Source organism: Nocardia sp. CA-136227, from assembly GCF_050955695.1.
Classification (GTDB): Bacteria; Actinomycetota; Actinomycetes; order Mycobacteriales; family Mycobacteriaceae; genus Nocardia.
Genome location: NZ_CP192081.1, coordinates 451332 through 469420 on the forward strand (window position 1 = coordinate 451332; position 18089 = coordinate 469420).

The 18089-nt window shown below is 69.2% G+C and carries 20 protein-coding genes, 1 tRNA gene and 1 riboswitch; of the genes, 13 read left to right on the top strand and 8 right to left on the bottom strand.

Translation table 11 applies throughout. The features are described 5' to 3' along the window. The first annotated feature begins 14 nt into the window (after positions 1–14). Positions 15–1229 (top strand): DNA polymerase III subunit delta', encoded by a 1215-nt coding sequence (locus ACQP06_RS02065; protein WP_433670061.1) that lies wholly within the window; start codon positions 15–17, stop codon positions 1227–1229. An 80-nt stretch (positions 1230–1309) separates the two neighbouring features. After that, positions 1310–1385 (top strand) — tRNA-Thr (locus ACQP06_RS02070). A 52-nt stretch (positions 1386–1437) separates the two neighbouring features. Here the strand turns inward: ACQP06_RS02070 and ACQP06_RS02075 are convergent. The 3 genes from ACQP06_RS02075 to ACQP06_RS02085 all read right to left on the bottom strand — a co-directional run bounded on the left by ACQP06_RS02075 (position 1438) and on the right by ACQP06_RS02085 (position 3865). Further along, a complete protein-coding gene (locus ACQP06_RS02075) occupies positions 1438–1797 on the bottom strand; it encodes a hypothetical protein (RefSeq protein ID WP_433670063.1) in 360 nt (119 codons plus the stop codon). A 190-nt stretch (positions 1798–1987) separates the two neighbouring features. After that, a complete protein-coding gene (locus tag ACQP06_RS02080; RefSeq protein WP_433670065.1) occupies positions 1988–3052 on the bottom strand; it encodes an NAD(P)H-dependent amine dehydrogenase family protein in 1065 nt (354 codons plus the stop codon). A gap of 24 nt (positions 3053–3076) precedes the next feature. Next, entirely contained in the window at positions 3077–3865 is a 789-nt protein-coding gene (locus tag ACQP06_RS02085) for an SDR family oxidoreductase (protein ID WP_433670067.1), read from the bottom strand. A gap of 139 nt (positions 3866–4004) precedes the next feature. Between ACQP06_RS02085 and ACQP06_RS02090 the strand changes: the two genes are divergently transcribed. From ACQP06_RS02090 to ACQP06_RS02100, 3 genes are all read left to right on the top strand, one after another. Next, the gene (locus ACQP06_RS02090; protein ID WP_433670069.1) at positions 4005–4634 is read left to right on the top strand and encodes a TetR family transcriptional regulator; all 630 of its coding nucleotides are present in this window, start codon (positions 4005–4007) and stop codon (positions 4632–4634) included. A gap of 95 nt (positions 4635–4729) precedes the next feature. After that, positions 4730–5194, top strand: coding sequence for a DUF2752 domain-containing protein (locus ACQP06_RS02095; protein WP_357087566.1), 465 nt, complete (start codon positions 4730–4732; stop codon positions 5192–5194). An 18-nt stretch (positions 5195–5212) separates the two neighbouring features. Next, positions 5213–5401, top strand: coding sequence for a hypothetical protein (locus tag ACQP06_RS02100; RefSeq protein WP_433670070.1), 189 nt, complete (start codon positions 5213–5215; stop codon positions 5399–5401). Between the two features lie 15 nt (positions 5402–5416). Here the strand turns inward: ACQP06_RS02100 and ACQP06_RS02105 are convergent, their stop codons facing one another. Then, positions 5417–6730 (bottom strand): aminotransferase class V-fold PLP-dependent enzyme, encoded by a 1314-nt coding sequence (locus ACQP06_RS02105; protein WP_433670072.1) that lies wholly within the window; start codon positions 6728–6730, stop codon positions 5417–5419. 55 nt (positions 6731–6785) lie between these two features. Further along, a riboswitch (SAM riboswitch) is annotated at positions 6786–6899 on the bottom strand. Positions 6900–7209: 310 nt separating this feature from the next. On the opposite strand from ACQP06_RS02105, the gene ACQP06_RS02110 reads away from it, so the two are divergent. Next, positions 7210–7878 carry a heme oxygenase (biliverdin-producing) gene (locus ACQP06_RS02110; protein ID WP_433670073.1) on the top strand — a complete coding sequence of 223 codons (669 nt, stop codon included), beginning with the start codon at positions 7210–7212 and terminating at the stop codon, positions 7876–7878. A 154-nt stretch (positions 7879–8032) separates the two neighbouring features. Further along, positions 8033–8665, top strand: coding sequence for a LysE family translocator (locus ACQP06_RS02115; protein WP_433670075.1), 633 nt, complete (start codon positions 8033–8035; stop codon positions 8663–8665). Between the two features lie 2 nt (positions 8666–8667). Here the strand turns inward: ACQP06_RS02115 and ACQP06_RS02120 are convergent, their stop codons facing one another. The 3 genes from ACQP06_RS02120 to ACQP06_RS02130 form a co-directional block, all read right to left on the bottom strand. Beyond that, entirely contained in the window at positions 8668–9132 is a 465-nt protein-coding gene (locus tag ACQP06_RS02120) for a flavin reductase family protein (RefSeq protein WP_433673215.1), read from the bottom strand. A gap of 149 nt (positions 9133–9281) precedes the next feature. Beyond that, positions 9282–9755, bottom strand: a complete 474-nt coding sequence (locus ACQP06_RS02125) for a YbaK/EbsC family protein (RefSeq protein ID WP_433670077.1) — start codon at positions 9753–9755, stop codon at positions 9282–9284. Positions 9756–9796: 41 nt separating this feature from the next. After that, entirely contained in the window at positions 9797–10111 is a 315-nt protein-coding gene (locus ACQP06_RS02130; RefSeq protein ID WP_433670078.1) for a 2-oxo-4-hydroxy-4-carboxy-5-ureidoimidazoline decarboxylase, read from the bottom strand. Positions 10112–10260: 149 nt separating this feature from the next. Between ACQP06_RS02130 and ACQP06_RS02135 the strand changes: the two genes are divergently transcribed. Both ACQP06_RS02135 and ACQP06_RS02140 read left to right on the top strand, forming a co-directional pair. Continuing rightward, the gene (locus tag ACQP06_RS02135) at positions 10261–11082 is read left to right on the top strand and encodes a crotonase/enoyl-CoA hydratase family protein (RefSeq protein ID WP_433670080.1); all 822 of its coding nucleotides are present in this window, start codon (positions 10261–10263) and stop codon (positions 11080–11082) included. Positions 11083–11205: 123 nt separating this feature from the next. After that, on the top strand, positions 11206–12861 hold the full coding sequence (locus tag ACQP06_RS02140) for an MDR family MFS transporter (protein WP_433670082.1): 1656 nt from the start codon (positions 11206–11208) through the stop codon (positions 12859–12861). Positions 12862–12908: 47 nt separating this feature from the next. On the opposite strand, the gene ppa is transcribed toward ACQP06_RS02140, so the two are convergent. After that, on the bottom strand, positions 12909–13400 hold the full coding sequence (gene ppa / locus ACQP06_RS02145; protein WP_433670084.1) for an inorganic diphosphatase: 492 nt from the start codon (positions 13398–13400) through the stop codon (positions 12909–12911). A gap of 134 nt (positions 13401–13534) precedes the next feature. Here ppa and dacB point away from each other — a divergent pair, with 134 nt between their 5' ends. The 4 genes from dacB (at position 13535) to hpt (ending at position 17939) form a co-directional block, all read left to right on the top strand. After that, positions 13535–14995, top strand: a complete 1461-nt coding sequence (gene dacB / locus ACQP06_RS02150; protein WP_433670086.1) for a D-alanyl-D-alanine carboxypeptidase/D-alanyl-D-alanine endopeptidase — start codon at positions 13535–13537, stop codon at positions 14993–14995. A gap of 13 nt (positions 14996–15008) precedes the next feature. Continuing rightward, complete coding sequence (locus tag ACQP06_RS02155; protein ID WP_433592577.1) at positions 15009–16082, top strand: zinc-dependent metalloprotease; 1074 nt, start codon at positions 15009–15011, stop codon at positions 16080–16082. 112 nt (positions 16083–16194) lie between these two features. Further along, entirely contained in the window at positions 16195–17328 is a 1134-nt protein-coding gene (locus ACQP06_RS02160; protein WP_433670087.1) for a tRNA lysidine(34) synthetase, read from the top strand. Positions 17329–17381: 53 nt separating this feature from the next. Then, entirely contained in the window at positions 17382–17939 is a 558-nt protein-coding gene (hpt, locus tag ACQP06_RS02165) for a hypoxanthine phosphoribosyltransferase (protein ID WP_357087534.1), read from the top strand. Positions 17940–18089: the final 150 nt, after the last annotated feature.

Sequence of the window (18089 nt, forward strand, 5' to 3'; positions counted from 1 at the left end):
CTAAGGTGGTCGGCGTGGCGGGTGTCTTCGATCGGCTGGTCGGCCAGGGTGCGGTCGAGTCCGCGTTGACGGCTGCGGCGGTGGCGGCGCGGGGTGGGGCCGGATCGTCGTCGGCCATGACGCATTCCTGGTTGTTCACCGGTCCGCCCGGTTCGGGGCGGTCGGTGGCGGCGCTGTGTTTCGCGGCCGCCCTGCAGTGCACGGACGAGGGAACACCCGGCTGCGGCCGCTGCCACGCCTGCACCACCACCATGGCCGGCACCCACGGTGATGTGCGCCGGGTGGTGCCGGAGGGTTTGAGCATCGGCACCAAGGAGATGCGCGAGATCGTGCAGGTGGCGTCGCGGCGGCCGAGCACCGGCCGCTGGCAGATCGTCGTGGTCGAGGACGCCGACCGTTTGACCGAGGCCGCCGGCAATGTGCTGCTCAAGGTGGTCGAGGAGCCGCCGGCGCGCACCGTGTTCCTGCTCTGCGCGCCTTCGGTGGATCCGGAGGACATCTCGGTGACCCTGCGATCCCGCTGCCGCCACGTGCATTTGGCGTCGCCATCGGTGGAGTCGATCGCCCAGGTGCTGCGTGACCGGGACGGCCTGGACGCCAAGGTCGCCGGTTGGGCGGCCTCGGTGAGTGGCGGCCACGTCGGCCGCGCCCGCCGGCTGGCCACCGATGACGACGCCCGCGCCCGCCGCCGCCGGGCGCTGGCCCTGGTCGCGGCGACCGCCCGCCCGGCGCAGGCCTACGCCGCCGCCGACGAACTGGTGAAGTCCGCCGACGACGAGGCCAAACTGGTCAGCGCCGAACGCGACGAGAAGGAACGCGACGCCCTGGCCACCGCCCTCGGCGCCGGCGGCACCGGCAAGGGCACCGCATCGGCCACCCGAGGTTCCGCCGGCGCCCTCAAGGATCTGGAGAAACGCCAGAAGTCCCGCGGCACCCGCACCGGCCGCGATGCCCTGGACCGTTCCCTCATCGATGTCGCGGGCCTCTACCGCGACGCCCTCGCCGTCCGCTTCGGTGCGGCCGCCGCCGATTCCTCCTCCGGCGTCACCCTCACCCACCCGGATATGGCCGACCAGATCCGCGAACTGGCCACCGACGTCCGCCCCGAGGGCCTGCTCCTCTCCATCCAGGCGGTCCTCGACTGCCGCGAGGCCCTCGAGACCAATGTGAAGCCCCGCTTCGCCCTCGCCGCCATGGTCGCCGCCCTGATGGCGGCCCGTTCCGCCTGACCGAGAGTGTTCCCGGTCACCCGACCACCCGTTTTCGCGATCCGGCCCCGAGACGATAGACTCGCACCGCCGGAAGGCACGCCGCCTTAGCTCAGTCGGTAGAGCGCTTCACTCGTAATGAAAAGGTCGGGGGTTCGATTCCCCCAGGCGGCTCCAAACAAGCAGGTGGAGAGCGATTGTCGCTCTCCACCTGTTGTCGTTTCCACCGCTACCCGATCGCTGGGGACGTGCCCGTGGCGTCGTGGATTCCGCGGGCTTCGGCGACCCCTGGCCCACCTCCGGTCCCGCCGTGTTCGCCGTTGTCGGTGCAGCCGTTCCCGGTCTCGCTGGGATCGGTGCAGGTCTTCTCGCCCCCACCGCCCTCCCCGCAGTTTTCGTTGTCGCAGCCATGGGGCGGGACCGGCGGAGGCGGCGGAACCGGCTCGGCGACCTGCACGACGCCGGACGACGCACTCGCCGTGGCCACGGCCGGACCTGCCGCCGTCGCGGGAACCGCCATCACCACCCCTGCCAGCACGAACGTGGTGAACAGCTGACGCATGACATTTCGGTAGGTCTCGTTGGTCATCATCATTGCCTTTCGGGCGGAGATACCCCCATCTGCGATCGACCTGATCAGAATTTTACTCAGGTGATCAACAGCGCTGAACCATGTGGCGCAGTCGTGACCTGCCGTTATGGAACGGTCGGGGGTTCGATTCCCCAGGGCAAAAGAAAAGGTGAGGACCGTTGTGGTCCTCACCTTTGTCGTTGGCGGGTCAGGAGACGAGGCCGCGGCCGGTGGTCAGGGGGAGGTCCATCGCGGTCAGCAGGCCGGGGCGGGCTTGGACGACGGCGGGGATGGTGCTGACCAGGCGGGCGGCGGTGCCGACCACTCCGGCTTCGGCGTGGTCGCCGTTGCTGTAGAGCTGCAGGTCGAGGAGGTAGTCGGGTTCGCCCTTGATTTCCACTCGGTAGCAACCGGATCCGGCCGGTTGGGGCCAGTCGGGGGCCAGGTCGGGGTGGAGGCGGGTGACGTGTTCGAGGGTGAGGATTTCGCGGCCGTCGCGGATGCCGTGGATCTGGAAGCGGAGTGCGGCGGCGGTGCCTTCCTCTACGGTGTGGGCGCCGATGCGGATCGGTTCGGTCGCGGGGAGGCGTTCGAAATGCTGTGTGACCGAGTCGAGTTCGATGTCGAGGGCGGCGGCGAGCTGGCGGATGACGCTGCCCCAGGCGAGGGTGAGGATGCCGGGCTGCAGGAGCAGGGGGAGGTCGTCGAGCTTGCTGCCGAAGCCCATGATGTCGAAGACGACCTTCGGGTTGTCGTAGGTCGAATAGTCCATGATCTCCGAGCAGATGACCCGGTCGATGCGCTCGGAGCCGCTGGACAGGAGCAGTGGCAGCCAGTCGTTGGCCCAGCCGGGGTCGATGCCGTTGACCCAGAGGGACGCGCCGCCTTCCTCGGCGGCCTCGATGATGGGGGCGATGGCCTCGTCGGGCAGAGTGCCGTAAGGGAATTGGAGGAAGACCGGGCTGCTGGAGACCACGTTGATGCCGGCGCGGAGGAAGGTCTTCAGGTCCTCGACGGCCTCCATCAGGCGGTCGTCGGCCATGGCGGTGTGGACGATACAGTCGGGCTTCAGGGCCAGCAGGGCCTCGGCGTCCCGGGTGGCCAGGACGCCGGTCTCGCGGTCGAGACCGGCCAGTTCACCGGCATCCTTGCCGGCCTTCTCGACGCTGGACACCCAGACGCCGACCAGTTCGAGTTCGGGGCGGTTGATGATGGAGCGCAGGGCGCGGCGGCCGACATTGCCTGTGCTCCACTGGACTACGCGGTAGGTCATGGAAAACTCCTGGGGCGCGGCGGATTACAGGTCGGGGATGGGGAGGGCCAGGTTGGGGGCGTCGATGCCGCCGTCCACCTCGAGCACCTTGCCGGTGATGTAGCCGCCCGCGCGGGAGCTCAGGTAGACGATGGCGGCGGCGATCTCCCACGGCTCGCCGAGGCGGTGCAGCGGGGTGGCGTCCTCCATCTGCTGCTTGATCTCCGGTTGCTGCGCAACGACTTCCAGTGCCGAGGTGAGCACCGAGCCGACCGCGATGGCATTCACCCGGATACGCGGGGACAGGTCGGCGGCGGCCAGCTTGGTCCAGTGCGCGAGCGCGGCCTTGGCGGTGCCGTAGGCCAGGAAGCCGCGGCCCGCGCTGATGCCCATGCGCGAGGAGATGCTCACGACCGAGCCGCCGCCGCGCTTCAGCATGTACGGCACCGCGGCCTGGGTGAGGGCGTGCGCGGTCGACACGTTGAACCGGAACGCCTCCTCCAGGAACTCGGGGGTGCTGGTGAGGAAGGTGTTCGGCATGGTGCCGCCGACATTGTTGACCACGATGTCGATGCCGCCCAGTTCGGCGGCGGCGGTCTCGGCCAGCGCGGTGACGGCCGAGAGGTCCGACAGGTCCGCGGGGACGGTGACGCACCGGCGGCCCAGCGCGCGGATCTTGCCGGCGACCTCGTCGAGCTGGGCGGCGGTGCGGGCCGAGATGGCCACGTCCGCACCGGCTTCGGCGAGCGCTAGGGCGGTGGCGGCGCCGATGCCGCGGCCCGCGCCGGTCACGACGGCGACGCGGCCGTCCAGTCGGAAGGTGTCCAGGATCATCGCTAATTCAGTCCTTCGAGGGTGACGACAGTCACTCGACACTTTTAAGCATTAGTTCTTAACCGTCAAGGACAAGTTCTTTATCCCCAGGTGAACGGCTACAGTGCAGACTGTGGACAAGGAGGGTGGCGGTACTCGAATGGCAGTCACGGGAGCGCGGGAGCGCATCATCCTGGCGGCGGAACAGCTGATCGCCGAGCGCGGACCGGCGGTGCCGCTGCGCGATATCGCCGCGGCCGCCGAACAGCGCAACAACTCCGCGGTCCAGTACCACTTCGGCTCCCGCGACGGGCTCATCGAGGCGGTGGTCGAACACCGGCTCGCCACCCTGGAGATCCGGCGCCTCGAATTGCTGGCCGAACAGGCCGGCACCGGCGTGACCAGCGTTCACGACCTGCTCGAAGCACTGGTCATCCCCATGCTCGAACTGGGGGACCGGCACGGGATCCACCATTACGCGCGCTTCCTCGAACAAATCCACACCCATCGAGCCGTCACCGATGCCGCGAATCTGGCCTCCGCCCAGCGCACCTCGGTCCGCGTGATCATGCAGCAGCTCGATCGGGAACTTGCCGACCTGCCGAAACGCTTGCGGCTGCGGCGGTTGCGCGCGCTGCCGACCGTGCTGTTCGCGCTGCTCGCCGATCACGAACGCGCGGTCGAGGCGGGCAAGGTCGCCGCGGGGGATGTGGATGCCTGGGGAGAAATCGTGGACATGCTCGCGGGCGCGCTCACCGCCCCGGTCGTGGAACGCGCCCCGATCCGCTGAGGCCGCAACACAATCGGATGTGACCCAGCGCGACCGGGGTGCGAAGTTCGGCGCGACCTGGCAGGTGGGCGGCGGCCCGGCTACCGTTGATTCTCGTGGACACCACGGCAGCAGTACCGACGGCGGGAGCCGAACCAGGGCCGACGCGCCCGCGACGGCTCGGCGTCGGACTCCCGCTGCTGAGCGGCGCGGCCGTCGCCGGCGGCCTGGCGCTGCTGCACTTCCGGGACCCGCACGTGCAGGGGGCCTACGGGTTCTGCCCGTTCTACGAACTGACCGGGTACTGGTGTCCCGGCTGCGGCGGCCTGCGCGGCCTGCACAATCTGACCGATGGCCGGTTCCTCGACGCCATCCACAGCAATGTGCTGCTGTTGCCGTTGACGCTCGGCTTCCTCGCCTGGTGGGGCACCTGGCTGGTGCGCGCCTGGCGGGGCCGGGCGACGCCGCCGCGACTACCGCGGATTCTGCCCAGGTCGGCGATGTGGATCGCGGTGGCCTTCCTCGTCGTGTTCACGGTCGTCCGGAACACGCCGTGGGGTACGTGGATCGCACCCGTCTAGGCGGAGGATGCTCTTGCTATGAGCGAATCGCTGAAGGAGCGGGTTCGGAACAAGCTGATCCGCCAGCTCGACGAGGACGGACCGCCCGATCCGGAGCGGCAGGACACCCGGCAGGTATCGGTCCAGAACGATCTGGACCTGCTCGAAGCCGTCAGCGAGGACGACCCTTTCGTCGAGGAGCTCGCGGCTCGCTACATGGTGCCCTGACCCGCTCCGCGCGACTCAGAATCCGCAGGGTGCTCCGCCGTCCGCGGAACCGCCGAAGGGCCGGGTTTCCGGGACTGGGTTCCAGTGGCCGTCGGTGCGGGCGTAATCCCAGCTCGGACCGTGCTCGACCAGGGTGGCGACGGCGTCGATGAGGCGGTCCACGTCGGCGGCGGTGGTGCCGAGTCCGATGCTGGCGCGCAGCGCCGCGTCCACCCCGAGCCGCGACAGCAGCGGGTGCGCGCAGAACCGTCCGTCGCGCACACCGATCCCGTGTTCGGCGGAGAGGTACGCGGCCACCTGGCCGGGCTCGAAGCCGTCGACCGTGAACGCGACGATGCCGACGGCGTCGGTGCTGTCGCGCCACACGCGCAGGAAGTTCACGCCCGGAACGGTTTTCAGCCCGTAGCGCAGCCGGTGGGTGAGGTACTGCTCGTGCTCGACGACGGTGGTCTCGTCCAGGTCTGCGAGCGCGTCGCAGGCGGCGGCCAGGGCGGCCACCCCGAGCACGTTCGGGGAACCGGCCTCGTGGCGCTGCGGCGCGGGCGCCCACTCCACGCTGTCGGCGGTGACCGAGCGCACCGCGCCGCCGCCCGCCAGGTACGGCTCGGCGGCGTCGAGCCAGTCCCGGCGGCCGACCAGGACGCCGGCGCCGAACGGCGCGTACGCCTTGTGCCCGGAGAAGGCCAGGTAGTCGATGCCGGTGGTGCGCAGGTCGATCCGTCGGTGCGGGGCCAGCTGGGCGGCGTCGACCAGGATGCGGGTGCCGCACTGGTGCGCGATCCAGGCCAGCCGTTCCAGCGGCAGCAGTTCGCCGGTCACATTGGAAGCGCCGGTAACCGCCAGCAGCGCAGCGGGTTTCGAGCACAGTTCGGCGACCAGTCGCTGGATGGTCTCCTCGATGGTGTCGGCGACCGGCACCACGCGGCGGCCGTGCCGGGTCCAGGGCAGGAAGTTGGCGTGGTGTTCGACATCCAGCACCACGGTGTCGCCGGGCACGCACGCGGCCAGCAGGTTCAGCGAGTCGGTGGTGTTGCGGGTGAAGACCACCACCTGGTCGTCGGCGGCGTCGAGGAAGCGGGCGACGGAGCCGCGGGCCGATTCGTAGCAGTCGGTGGAGACGCGGGAGGCGTATCCGGCGCCGCGGTGCACGCTGGCGTAGAACGGCAGCAGGTCGGCGACCCGGTCGGTGACCTGCCGCAACGCGGGCGCGCTGGCGGCGTAGTCGAAGTTGGCGTAGCCCGTGGTCCCGCCCTGGACCAGCGGAACCCGGAGGTCACAGCCGGACACGGTGGCGAGGGGAGCACAGGTCTGGTCGGCGAAAGCGGTCATCACAAATCCCATCGGATTCAGGGGACACGCGATCGGAAAACAGGAATCGATCGTGAGTCCGCGCTTGCCGCGCCCGGTCGGGCGACGGCCCGGTCGTCACCCGGAGCACCCCGCCGCGGTGGAGGGTTGCCGACCAGCTAGCCGGGGCTTAGCGCTGGTACTCATGACCTGAGTGCGAGATTGGCAGACGCGTCGCGGGCTTGTCAACCCTGCCCGGCCCGGCCTGCCGGGTCAGATCTTCACGGCGGAGACGCAGCGTTCGAGGCCGGGGACCGTTCGCCGCCGCGGACCGCACACGACCTCCAGGCCCGCTGAGAACCTGTGACCAACGGCACCGGCGAATCGGAAAAATCATCCGAAAGTTGGAGTGGGTGGGCCGCAAAGTTCGAATCGCGCGATCGTTGCTGGGGCGTAGTGTCGATGAGGAAGTTAGGGTAGCCAAAGTGGTGCCCCCGGAGTTGACCACGAGGAGCCCGACCATGTTGGACACGGACACCGCCGCCGCCCCGTTCTCGACGCTCATTCGCACCGCGACCGAGCAGCAGCACAACGAGGCCGAGCACTCCACGTTCATGCGTGACCTGCTCACCGGCCAGCTCGGCGTCGAGGCCTTCCTCCGCTACACCGGCCAGCTCTGGTTCGTCTACGAGGCCCTCGAAAAGCATTCCGCCACACTGGCATCCGACTCCGTCGCGGGCCCGTTCGTGAAGCCGGAACTGGCGCGCCTGGCCGCGCTCGAGACCGACCTGGCCCACCTGGGCGGCGCGAACTGGCGCGACGAGCTGCAGCCGCTGCCGGCCACCGCCGCCTACGCCGCCCGCATCGAAGAGTGCGCGCAGGAGTGGCCGGCCGGGTACGTCGTCCACCACTACACCCGCTACCTGGGTGATCTCTCCGGCGGCCAGGTCATCCGCGGCACCGCCGAGAAGCTGTGGGACCTGCCCAAGAAGGGCGACGGCGTGCGCTTCTACGTCTTCGACGAGATCACCAATCCGGCCGCGTTCAAGCGCGAGTACCGCGAGGCCCTGGACCAGCTTCCCCTCGAAGGTCCCGAAGTCGATCGCGTGCTCGACGAGGCGCGACTGGCGTTCACGATGAACACCGATCTGTTCCGTGAACTCGGTGCGGAGTTCGGCGCGCGGAACTAGAACACCGTCACCAGAGGCCGTCGCGCTCCGTCCACCAGGCGGGGGCGGCGGCCTTCGCCGTGCTCGGGGACGCACCGTTGGCCCTGCTCGTCGGGGGCAGGGTCAGCGATATCACCCTTGCGTCGCGTCGCCGCGATGGGTTGCCATGGAGGGCATGAGTCTTCCGCTGCTGTTGAGTTTCGCGGGGTTGTGCGTGCTGCTGGCGCTCACACCGGGTCCCGATACCTTTCTGGTGCTGCGATTCTCGATGGCCGGACCGCGACCCGGGATCGCGGCGGCGGTGGGCTCGGCGTTCGGCGGGATCGTCTGGGCGACGGTGGTGGCGGCCGGAGTGGCGGCGCTGCTGGAACAGTCGGCGACCGCGTATCGCACGCTGAAGGTGATCGGCGGAATCTACCTGCTGTACCTGGGGATTCGGGCGCTGGTCGAGCATCGGCGCGCACGGAACGCGGAGGCCGAGCCGGAGGTGACGGTCGCGCAGGGCACGCCGGCGTCGATGCGCTCGGCGTTCGCTGCCGGATTGCTGTCCTGTGTTTTCAACCCGAAGGTGGGGTTGTTCTACCTCGCGGTGCTGCCGCAGTTCCTGACCGAGGTGACCTTCCTGAACACGCTCACCCTCGGCGCCATCGAATCCAGCATCGCGGCGATCGAGATGATCCTGCTCGCGGTGGCCGCCGCCCGCGCGGTCACGCTGTTGAAGCGGCCGCGGATCCGGGCCCGGCTGGAACAGGCGAGCGCGGCCATCCTGGCGGCGCTGGGTATCGGCACCGCGGCCTCGGCGGCCTGAGGTCAGTCGGCGATCTCGGCGCGGTGATAGGCGCCGTTGTAGTACACCAGCGGGCCGGCCGCGGGCGAGCTCTCGGTGTTGTCGTGCACCTGCGTGACCAGTCCGATCACCAGCGTGTGATCGCCGACGGGGATCAGCTGGTGCACGGTCGCGCGCACCCAGATCGGGGTGCCGTGCAGGACCGGTTCGCCGGAGCCGAGCGTGGCCCACAAGGACTTGTCGGTGAAGCGCTCCTCGGCGGACCGGCTGAACCGCTGCGCCAGATGCTTCTGATGCTCGCCCAGGAAGTGCACCACCACCGATTCGGCCCCGAGCATGGCCTCGATGCTGGAGGAGGTCTCGGCGATATTGAACGAGATGAGCGGCGGCTGCGCCGACAGTGAGGCGAACGAGGTCGCGGTGAATCCGACCGGACCCTGCGCGGAGTTCAGCGTGACGATGGTGACGCCGGCCGGATAGTGCCGCATGGCGGCACGGAACTGCTGCGCGGTGATGCCGCTCAGGTCGTCGGGCACGTGTAGCTCGGCGCCGGGCGTCGGAGAATCGGTCACGTCAAGAACCTACGTGGTCGCGGGCCCAGGTATTCCACGCCGGCGGAAAACCCCGTCGACGGCGGTCAGTCCACGTCGATGGCCAGGCCCGCGGTGATTCGGCACAGCTCGCCGAAGGTCGTGCGGAACAGGGTGTTCGGATGCCCGCCCGCCGCCCACAGCTCCCGGTACTGGGCCAGCGCGTTGTCGACGAAGGTGGGCAGGTTGGTGGGGTGCCCGAGCGGCGCGACGCCGCCGATGGGCTGCCCGGTCACCTCCTGGACCATGGCCGCGGGCGCCCGGCTGAGCGTGCCCTCCAGACGTTGCCCGGTGCGCGCCAGATGCACCTGGTGCGCGCCGGAGACGAGCAGCAGTACGGGGTCGTCGTCGAGCAGGAACACCAGGGATTTGGTGATGGCCCCGATGGTGACGCCGACCGCGTCGGCCGCATCGCGCGCGGTGGGGGTGGGTGTGGGCTGGGTGATGATCACCCCGTGATGGCCGCGCGCGATCAAGGTGTCGGAAACCTTCGACGCGACCGGTGGCAGGGACCTGCGCATGGCAACCAGGGTAGAGCGATTGCGGTGGATGTGCGGGGGGATCAGTAGTCGGGGTAGCCCTCCTCGGGGCCCAGCATCGTGGTCAGGCGGTTGGACACGATCGGGGCGAGCTCCTCCACGGTGCGCTCCGAAACCGGCTGGTGCGCACAGGAATCGAAGACCCGTTCCAGATCGACGGCGGACATGGCGCGCAGTTCCGCGGCCGCCGCGGTCTGCAACGCGGCGTGGCCGGGGTAGGGGCGGCCGTCGGCGATCTTCTGCGCCCAGGTGACATTGCAGCAGCATTCGTACAGGGCATGAATCGCGCGATGGCGGGGGAGCGCGTTGAAGCGGTCGAGGCCGATTCCGTGATGCATCATCGTGACCTCACACACAGGAGGAGCAGTTTGTGCGGACGCGATAATCGTCCGCCTCCCCGTGTGGTGAAAACGGTGGGACGCAGCAGATTTAGCACAGGGTTTACACCGGCCTACCTACTCGCGGGTAACCCCTATACGCTGGACCGATGACCGAATGGAAGGCTTTCGAGGTCGAAAGCAAGGACCACATCGCCCAGGTGACACTCACCGGTCCCGGCAAGGGCAATGCCATGGGCCCCGACTTCTGGCGCGAGCTGCCGATCATCTTCGGTGAGCTCGACGCGAACCCCGACATCCGGGCCATCGTGCTCACCGGCTCCGGGAAGCACTTCTCCTACGGACTGGACCTCCCGGCCATGAGCCCGCTGTTCGGGCCGCTGCTGGCCGACAAGGCGCTCGCCGGGCCCCGCACCGACTTCCTCAAGCACGTGCGCAGCATGCAGGACTCGGTGACCGCGGTCGCCGACTGCGTGAAGCCGGTCATCGCGGCCATCTCCGGCTGGTGCATCGGCGGCGGACTGGACCTCATCGCCGCCGCCGACGTCCGGCTGGCCAGCGCGGACGCCAAGTTCAGCCTGCGCGAGGCCAAGGTGGCCATCGTGGCCGACATCGGCTCGCTGCACCGGCTGCCGGGCATCATCGGCGAGGGACACGTACGCGAACTCGCCTACACCGGCAAGGACATCGACGCCGCCCGCGCCGAGAAGATCGGGCTGGTCAACGACGTGTACGCCGACCAGGAAGCCGTGCTCGACGCCGCCTACGCCATGGCGCGCGAGATCGCGGCCAACCCGCCGCTGGTGGTGCAGGGCATCAAGGACGTCCTGGACCAGCCCAAGCGCGGCAAGATCGCCGACGGGCTGCGCTACGTCTCCGCCTGGAACTCGGCGTTCCTGCCCTCGGAGGACCTGACCGAGGCCATCCAGGCCGTCTTCGAGAAGCGGGACCCGCAGTTCAAGGGTAAATAGCAACTCTCGTGGCTCTCAGGGGCTTTCGCCCCTGGAACCCCCACCCTTCGGGCCCGGTCCCGAAAAGGGACCCCATGCCTCCGGTTCCCGGCCTATCGTTTTGGTCGGGGCTGGAGGTATGGCATGGCGACATCCGAAGTGGGCGAAGCGACCGGCGAGGGCGGCTTCACGCATCGGCAGATATTGGTGATCCTCTCCGGGCTGCTGCTGGGCATTCTGCTCGCGGCGCTCGATCAGACGATCGTGTCCACCGCGATCCGCACCATCGCCGATGACCTGAACGGGTATTCGCTACAGGCCTGGGCGACCACCGCGTACCTGATCACCGCGACACTGGCCACGCCCCTGTACGGCAAGCTGTCGGACATGTACGGGCGCAAGCCCTTCTACCTGGCCTCGATCACCATCTTCGTGACCGGCTCGCTGCTGTGCACGTTCGCGCAGTCCATGTACGAGCTGGCGGTGTTCCGGGCGCTGCAGGGGCTGGGCGCGGGCGGGTTGATGTCGCTGGCGCTGACCATCGTCGGCGATATCGTGAGTCCGCGCGAAAGGTCCAGGTACCAGGGGTATTTCCTGGCCGTGTTCGGCACCTCCAGCGTGATCGGGCCGGTGCTGGGCGGGCTGTTCGCGGGGCAGCACAGCATTCTGGGGATCGCGGGCTGGCGGTGGGTGTTCCTCGTGAACGTTCCCATCGGATTGTTCACGCTGGTGGTGGTGACCCGCGTGCTACGGCTGCCGCCGCGCGAGAAATCCCGTGACCGCGTGGACTACTGGGGCGCGCTCGCCTTGATCGTCGCCATGAGCCCGCTGTTGATCGTGGCCCAGCAGGGGCGCGAATGGGGGTGGAGCAGTGGGAGATCCGTGGCCTGCTACCTCATCGGGGCGCTCGGCGTCGCCGCGTTCGTGCTGATCGAGCGCGCGCTGGGGGACGCGGCGCTGATCCCGCTGCGCATCTTCGCCAATCGCACCTTCGCGCTCGGCGTGGTCATCTCGTTCGTGGTCGGCGCGGGCATGTTCGGCGGAATCCTGTTGCTGCCGCAGTATTTGCAGGCCGACCGGGGCGCGAGCCCGATGCTGGGCGGATTGCAGATGATTCCCATGGTGCTGGGGATGATGATCGGTTCGGTGCTGTCGGGCCAATTGATCTCGCGCACCGGGCATTACCGGATCTACACACTGCTCGGCGCGGCCATGATCACCCTCGGGCTTTTCCTGCTGCACTATTTGCAGGCCGATACGGCGTTCTGGGTCGTGGTGCTGTTCATGTTGTGCGTGGGATTCGGGCTCGGCAATCTCATGCAGCCGCTCATCGTGGCCTTGCAGAATGCGTTGCCGCCCAAGGACATGGGTGTGTCCACCGCGTCGGCGACATTCTTCCGGCAGATCGGCGGCACTCTCGGCGCGGCCGTATTCCTGTCCATCCTCTTCGACCGGCTGGGGCCGAATATTCGCACTCAGCTGGAGACGTCCAGCACCGATCCGGCTTTCCAGAAAGCCGTGGTCAACGCCGCGCACGACGGAAATCCGGTGGATATGCGGCTGGCGCAGGGATTCCTGAATCACGACACCTCGGCGGCGCAGGGCGTGCTGAAGGACAGTTCGATCATTCAGAAGCTGAATCCCGTTCTGGCGCATCCGTTCAAGGTCGGATTCGCGGATTCGCTGTCCACGGTTTTCCTGACGACCTCCGCGGTCGCTCTGGTCGCGTTCGTGCTGGTGCTGTTCTGGAAGGAAGTCCCACTCCGCACCACAGCGGGAGTGGATTCCGTTCCCGAATAAAGCGAAGGGCGGCACGGAAATCCGTGCCGCCCCGCACTCGGCGTGACCTAGTGGCCGCCCTGCTCCTTCAGACGGGCGTAGGCCTCGTCGACGAGCTTCTCGGCCTTCTCACGGCCCTCCCAGCCCTCGACCTTGACCCACTTGCCCGGCTCCAGGTCCTTGTAGCGCTCGAAGAAGTGCGCGATCTCCTTGCGCTGGAACTCCGGGATGTCCTCGACGTCCTGGATGTGGTCCCAGCGCTTGTCCTTGTTGGGGACCGCGACCAGCTTCTCGTCGATGCCGGCCTCGTCGCTCATGATGAGCACGCCGACCGGGCGGGCCTCGACCAAGACACCCGGGAACACGGGCTCGGGCAGCAGGACCATGCAGTCCAGCGGGTCGCCGTCGCCGCCCAGGGTGTTCTCGATGTAGCCGTAGTCGGCCGGGTACATCATCGGGGTGTACAGGTAGCGGTCCAGCCGCACGCGTCCGGTCTCGTGATCAACCTCGTACTTGTTGCGCTGACCCCGGGGGATCTCGATGGTGACGTCGAACTCCACGTCATCTCCTTCTTCGGTGGGCGGTAAGGCTGCCGACTCGCCAGCACGTTCGGGGGAACGACTGCGCAACGAGGATAGTGTGGACCGCGGTAGAGCCATCAGCCCCACCACAGGTATCAGGGAGACAGCGGCAGGTGTTTGGTCGGAACAAGCAGAACATCGGTGGTCTGGAGGCCAAGCGCCGACGCAGAACCTGGATCGTGGTGTCATCGGTGCTGGTCGTCATGCTGGTGGCCGCCACTGCCGTGGTGCTGATCCTGAAGCCCTGGACCGAGGAGTTCCAGCACGGGGGTTTGACGATCGCCGACCCGCCCGCGCCGGTGAAACCGATCCCGCAGGTCGCGCCCGCCCCCGAGACCGCGCCCGCGGCGAGCACCGCCGGTCTGGCGGCCGCGCTCGCGCCGGTCGTCGGCAACCCGGACCTCGGCGCGTTCGCCGCCTCGGTGTCCGACGGGGACACCGGCAAGGTGCTGTGGACGCTGGACCCGGACAAGGCGATGATCCCGTCCTCCACCGCCAAGATCCTCACCGTCGCGGCCGCCCTGCTGGCGTTGCCCGCCGACCACCGGGTCACCACCAAGGTGGTGACCGGTGCGGCCCCCGGCGAGATCGTGCTGGTCGGTGGCGGCGATCCCACCATCACCGCGCAGCCCGACGGCAAGGGCTACTACCCGGGCGCGCCGCGCCTGCAGGACCTGGTCGCGCAGATCAAGGCCACCGGACAGCGGGTGGACTCGATCACCGTCGACATCTCCGCCTACCCGGGACCGAACTTCGCGCCGGGCTGGGACGCCGCCGACATCGGGGGCGGCTCCATCGCGCCCATGGACGCGGTGATGATGGACGGCGGCCGCCTGGACCCGCTGGTCGAATACTCGCCCCGCACCGCCACTCCCGCCCTCGACGCGGGCCGCAGGATGGCCGCCGAACTGGGCGTGGACGGTGCGAAGGTGAAGGCGGGCAGCGCGCCCGCGACCGCCACCCAGCTGGCCGCGGTGCAGTCCGCGCCGCTGCGGGACCGCCTGCTGCAGGCCATGGTGCACTCCGACAACGTGCTGGCCGAGGCCATCGGCCGCGAGGTCGCGGTGGCCGGCGGGCAGGAGGCCTCCTTCACCGGCGCGGTCACCGCCCTGAACACCGTGCTGCAGGCCGCCGGATTCGACCTCGCCGGCCTGAAAATGGCCGACAACAGCGGACTCTCGACCGACGACCGGATCCCGCCGCGCCTGCTCAACCGGGTGCTGACGGTGGCCGCGCTGCCCAACGGCGCTGCTCCGCAAGGCAATTCGACCGTCGATCCGGCCGCGGTCACCACCCCCGGCTCCCCGCTCGCGCCGCTGCTGGACTATCTGCCGGTCGCGGGCGGCACCGGCTCGCTGGCGAGCCGTTATGTGGACCGCGATCGCGAGGGCGCGGGTTGGATCCGGGCCAAAACCGGAACTCTGTCCGTATCGAGTGCGTTGGTCGGTTATGTGCTGGACCGTGACGGACGCGTCCTGACGTTCGCGCTCATGTCGAACGATCGGCCGCCGGAAGTGAGCCGACCCGCGCTGGACGCCGTCGCCAACGCACTGCGCAACTGTGGCTGCTCCTGACGGGTGGATGAACATGACCGGATCCGACAACCCCGCCGCCCCCGCCCGTACCCGGACCACGCTGACCGGGTCGGTGGACTGGAACGTGGCCGCCCGCACCGGCGCGGCCCTGGTCCCGGCCGGGCCGCGCACCTCGCGGTACTCGGCCGAGCACGCGGTCGCCGAACTCGCCGCCGCCTCGGTTCGCGCCGAGGCGCCGGTGCGTGAGGTCAGCGGGCTCGACGACGGCTCGGTGGTGCCCGACGCGCTGATCGTGGACCGGCCGGGCTGGATCCGGGCCGCCGCCGACTCCATGGCCCAGCTCACCGGCAGCGGCATCGAACCCGGCGAGAAGGGCAAGCTGGTCGGCAAACCGGCCGGACTGCAGGCCGGGGCCATGCTGGCCTTCCTGTCCACCGCCATCCTCGGCCAGTACGACCCGTTCACCGGGCCGGACGGCACGCTGCTGCTGGTGGCGCCCAACATCATGGCGGTGGAACGCGCACTCGGTGTGCCGCCCAGCGACTTCCGGCTCTGGGTGTGCCTGCACGAGGTCACCCACCGGGTCCAATTCTCGTCCGCCCCTTGGATCGCCGACTACATGCGCCGCAACGTCGAGACCCTGGGCGAGGCGGGCGACGAACCGCTCGCCGACATCCTGGCCCGGCTCGCCGACGCCGTGAAGGAACGCCGCCGCGGCGTCGAGGACCCCGCGGGCGGCGTCATCGGGTTGCTGCGCGCCACCCAGGCCGAACCCCAGCGCCTGGCCCTGGATCGACTACTCATGCTCGGCACCCTGCTGGAAGGCCACGCCGACCACGTCATGGACGCCGTCGGCCCGGCCGTGGTCCCCTCCGTCACCCGGATTCGCGCGGCCTTTGATCAGCGCCGCAAGCGGCCCGCCAACCCGATCCAGCGCCTGCTGCGCGCCCTGCTCGGCATGGACGCCAAGGTCGCCCAGTACGTGCGCGGCAAGGCCTTCGTCGACGAGGTGGTCGACACCGTCGGCATGGCCCGCTTCAACACCATCTGGACCGAACCGGAAACCCTGCCTCGCACCGACGAGATCGGCGAACCGCAACGGTGGGTCACCCGGGTCCTGGGCTGATCCCCGGCCCCCGTCCCTCCGGAGCGCTTGCGGCACGCCGGAATTCGGGACGTACCCGGCAGGAATCCTCGCCGCACGGCACCGCGCCCCGGCCGCGTGCGACGATCGGGGCGTGAACGAACGGCCCCGACTACCCGAGACGCGCGCCGCGCTGGAGCTGCGCCGCGCCGTCCGGGAGTGGCTGGGCCGCTACGCGCCCGAGGGTGTGGTCCGGGTGGCCCTCTCCGGCGGTGCGGACTCGCTGGCCCTCACCGCCGCCGCTTGCGCCGAAGCCGACGTGGTCGACGCGCTGATCGTGGACCACGGACTGCAGGACGGCTCGGCCGACGTGGCGGATCGCGCCGCGGCCACCGCGCTGGGCCTCGGGTGCCGGTCCGCCAGGGTGCTGCGCGTTCAGGTCGAGCGCAGCGCACCGAACGGGTCGATCCGGTCGGTGCGGTCGGCAGATCCGACCGCGCTACTTGCAGCCGAGAACGGGTCGACGCTGGAGGACGGGCTCGTTCCGGCGGCGGAGTGGGCGGCCGGGGAGGAACCGGCGGGCAGCGGTCTCGCGGGCGACAGGTTTCCGGGCGGGCCCGAAGCGGCTGCGCGGCGAGCCCGATACGACGCGTTGCGAGCGGCCCGTGAAGGCAAGCCGGTGTTGCTCGGGCACACCCTCGACGACCAGGCCGAGACCGTGTTGCTGGGCCTGGGGCGCGGGTCGGGGGCGCGATCGATCAGGGGGATGGGGGAGTACGACGAGCCGTGGGGGCGGCCGCTGCTGGGGGTGCGGCGGAGCGTGACCCGGGAGCTGTGCGCGGACCTGGGGCTCGAGGCCTGGGAGGATCCGCACAACAGTGCGCCGGAGTTCACCCGGGTCCGGCTGCGCGCCGAGGTGCTGCCGTTGCTCGAGGAGGTGCTCGGGGGCGGGGTGGCCGAGGCGCTGGCGCGGACGGCGGTGCAGCTGCGTGAGGACTCGGCGGTGCTGGACGCGCTCGCCGGTCGGTTGCTGGCGGCCGCGCGGGCGGGCGACGGGCTGGGGATCGAGACGCTCGCCACTGCCGAACCCGCGATCCGGCGCCGCGTCATTCGCGCGTGGCTGCTCGAACGTGGCGCAAAATCATTGACAGACAGCAATTTACGCGCGGTGGAAGCGCTGGTCACGCGGTGGCGTGGGCAGGGCGGGGTCGCGGTGGGTGGTTCACCCAGCGGGACCAGGTTGGTTGCCGCGCGTGAACATGGCAGGCTCATACTCGGGTCGGAGTGAACCCGTTCATTGCAAGAGTCACAGTCGGGTCGACTGAAGGGAAACCAGCGGACGTGTACGGGGACGACATCGCGTCGGTGCTGATCAGCGAGGAAGAGATCGCCGCCAAGGTCGAGGAACTGGCCGAACTGGTCGCCAAGCGGTATCCCGCCGATGCCCCCGAGGGCGACCTGCTGCTGGTGGGCGTGCTCAAGGGCGCGATCTTCTTCATGACCGACCTGGCCAAGAAGCTCACCGTGCCGACGCAGATGGAGTTCATGGCCGTCTCGTCGTACGGCTCCTCCACCTCGTCCTCGGGCGTGGTGCGCATCATGAAGGACCTGGACAAGGACATCGCCGGGCGCAATGTGCTGATCGTCGAGGACATCATCGACTCCGGCCTGACGCTGTCGTGGCTGCTGCGCAACCTGTCCAGCCGCAATCCGGCCTCGCTCGAGGTCGTCACGCTGCTGCGCAAGCCCGACGCGTTGCGCACCCAGGTGGACGTGATGGCCGTCGGCTTCGACATCCCGAACGAGTTCGTGGTCGGCTACGGCCTCGACTACGCCGAGCGGTACCGCGATCTGCCTTACATCGGCACCCTGGATCCGAAGGTCTACGGCGGGGAGTAACCGCCGCCTCACCGGGTCGAAAAACAGGCCGCCTTCCACTGTGGGAGGCGGCCTTTTTGCTCTTATGTGACCAAACTCACTCGATCGGCTGGTTTGGGGTGTGGGCCGGGGCGGAGCGTTGTTGCTGAAGGTCAGCGCTCGGATCGCTTT

Bases quoted from the DNA above. Each gene is read 5' to 3' on its own strand.
- ACQP06_RS02130 (WP_433670078.1), bottom strand. From the start codon at position 10,111: ATGCATCACGGAATCGGCCTCGACCGCTTCAACGCGCTCCCCCGCCAT.
- ACQP06_RS02155 (WP_433592577.1), top strand. From the start codon at position 15,009: ATGACCGGATCCGACAACCCCGCCGCCCCCGCCCGTACCCGGACCACG.
- ACQP06_RS02090 (WP_433670069.1), top strand. From the start codon at position 4,005: ATGGCAGTCACGGGAGCGCGGGAGCGCATCATCCTGGCGGCGGAACAG.
- ACQP06_RS02085 (WP_433670067.1), bottom strand. From the start codon at position 3,865: ATGATCCTGGACACCTTCCGACTGGACGGCCGCGTCGCCGTCGTGACC.
- ACQP06_RS02080 (WP_433670065.1), bottom strand. From the start codon at position 3,052: ATGACCTACCGCGTAGTCCAGTGGAGCACAGGCAATGTCGGCCGCCGC.
- ACQP06_RS02110 (WP_433670073.1), top strand. From the start codon at position 7,210: ATGTTGGACACGGACACCGCCGCCGCCCCGTTCTCGACGCTCATTCGC.
- ACQP06_RS02120 (WP_433673215.1), bottom strand. From the start codon at position 9,132: ATGCGGCACTATCCGGCCGGCGTCACCATCGTCACGCTGAACTCCGCG.
- ACQP06_RS02140 (WP_433670082.1), top strand. From the start codon at position 11,206: ATGGCGACATCCGAAGTGGGCGAAGCGACCGGCGAGGGCGGCTTCACG.
- ACQP06_RS02100 (WP_433670070.1), top strand. From the start codon at position 5,213: ATGAGCGAATCGCTGAAGGAGCGGGTTCGGAACAAGCTGATCCGCCAG.
- ACQP06_RS02135 (WP_433670080.1), top strand. From the start codon at position 10,261: ATGACCGAATGGAAGGCTTTCGAGGTCGAAAGCAAGGACCACATCGCC.
- ACQP06_RS02075 (WP_433670063.1), bottom strand. From the start codon at position 1,797: ATGACCAACGAGACCTACCGAAATGTCATGCGTCAGCTGTTCACCACG.
- ACQP06_RS02105 (WP_433670072.1), bottom strand. From the start codon at position 6,730: ATGACCGCTTTCGCCGACCAGACCTGTGCTCCCCTCGCCACCGTGTCC.
- ACQP06_RS02125 (WP_433670077.1), bottom strand. From the start codon at position 9,755: ATGCGCAGGTCCCTGCCACCGGTCGCGTCGAAGGTTTCCGACACCTTG.
- ACQP06_RS02115 (WP_433670075.1), top strand. From the start codon at position 8,033: ATGAGTCTTCCGCTGCTGTTGAGTTTCGCGGGGTTGTGCGTGCTGCTG.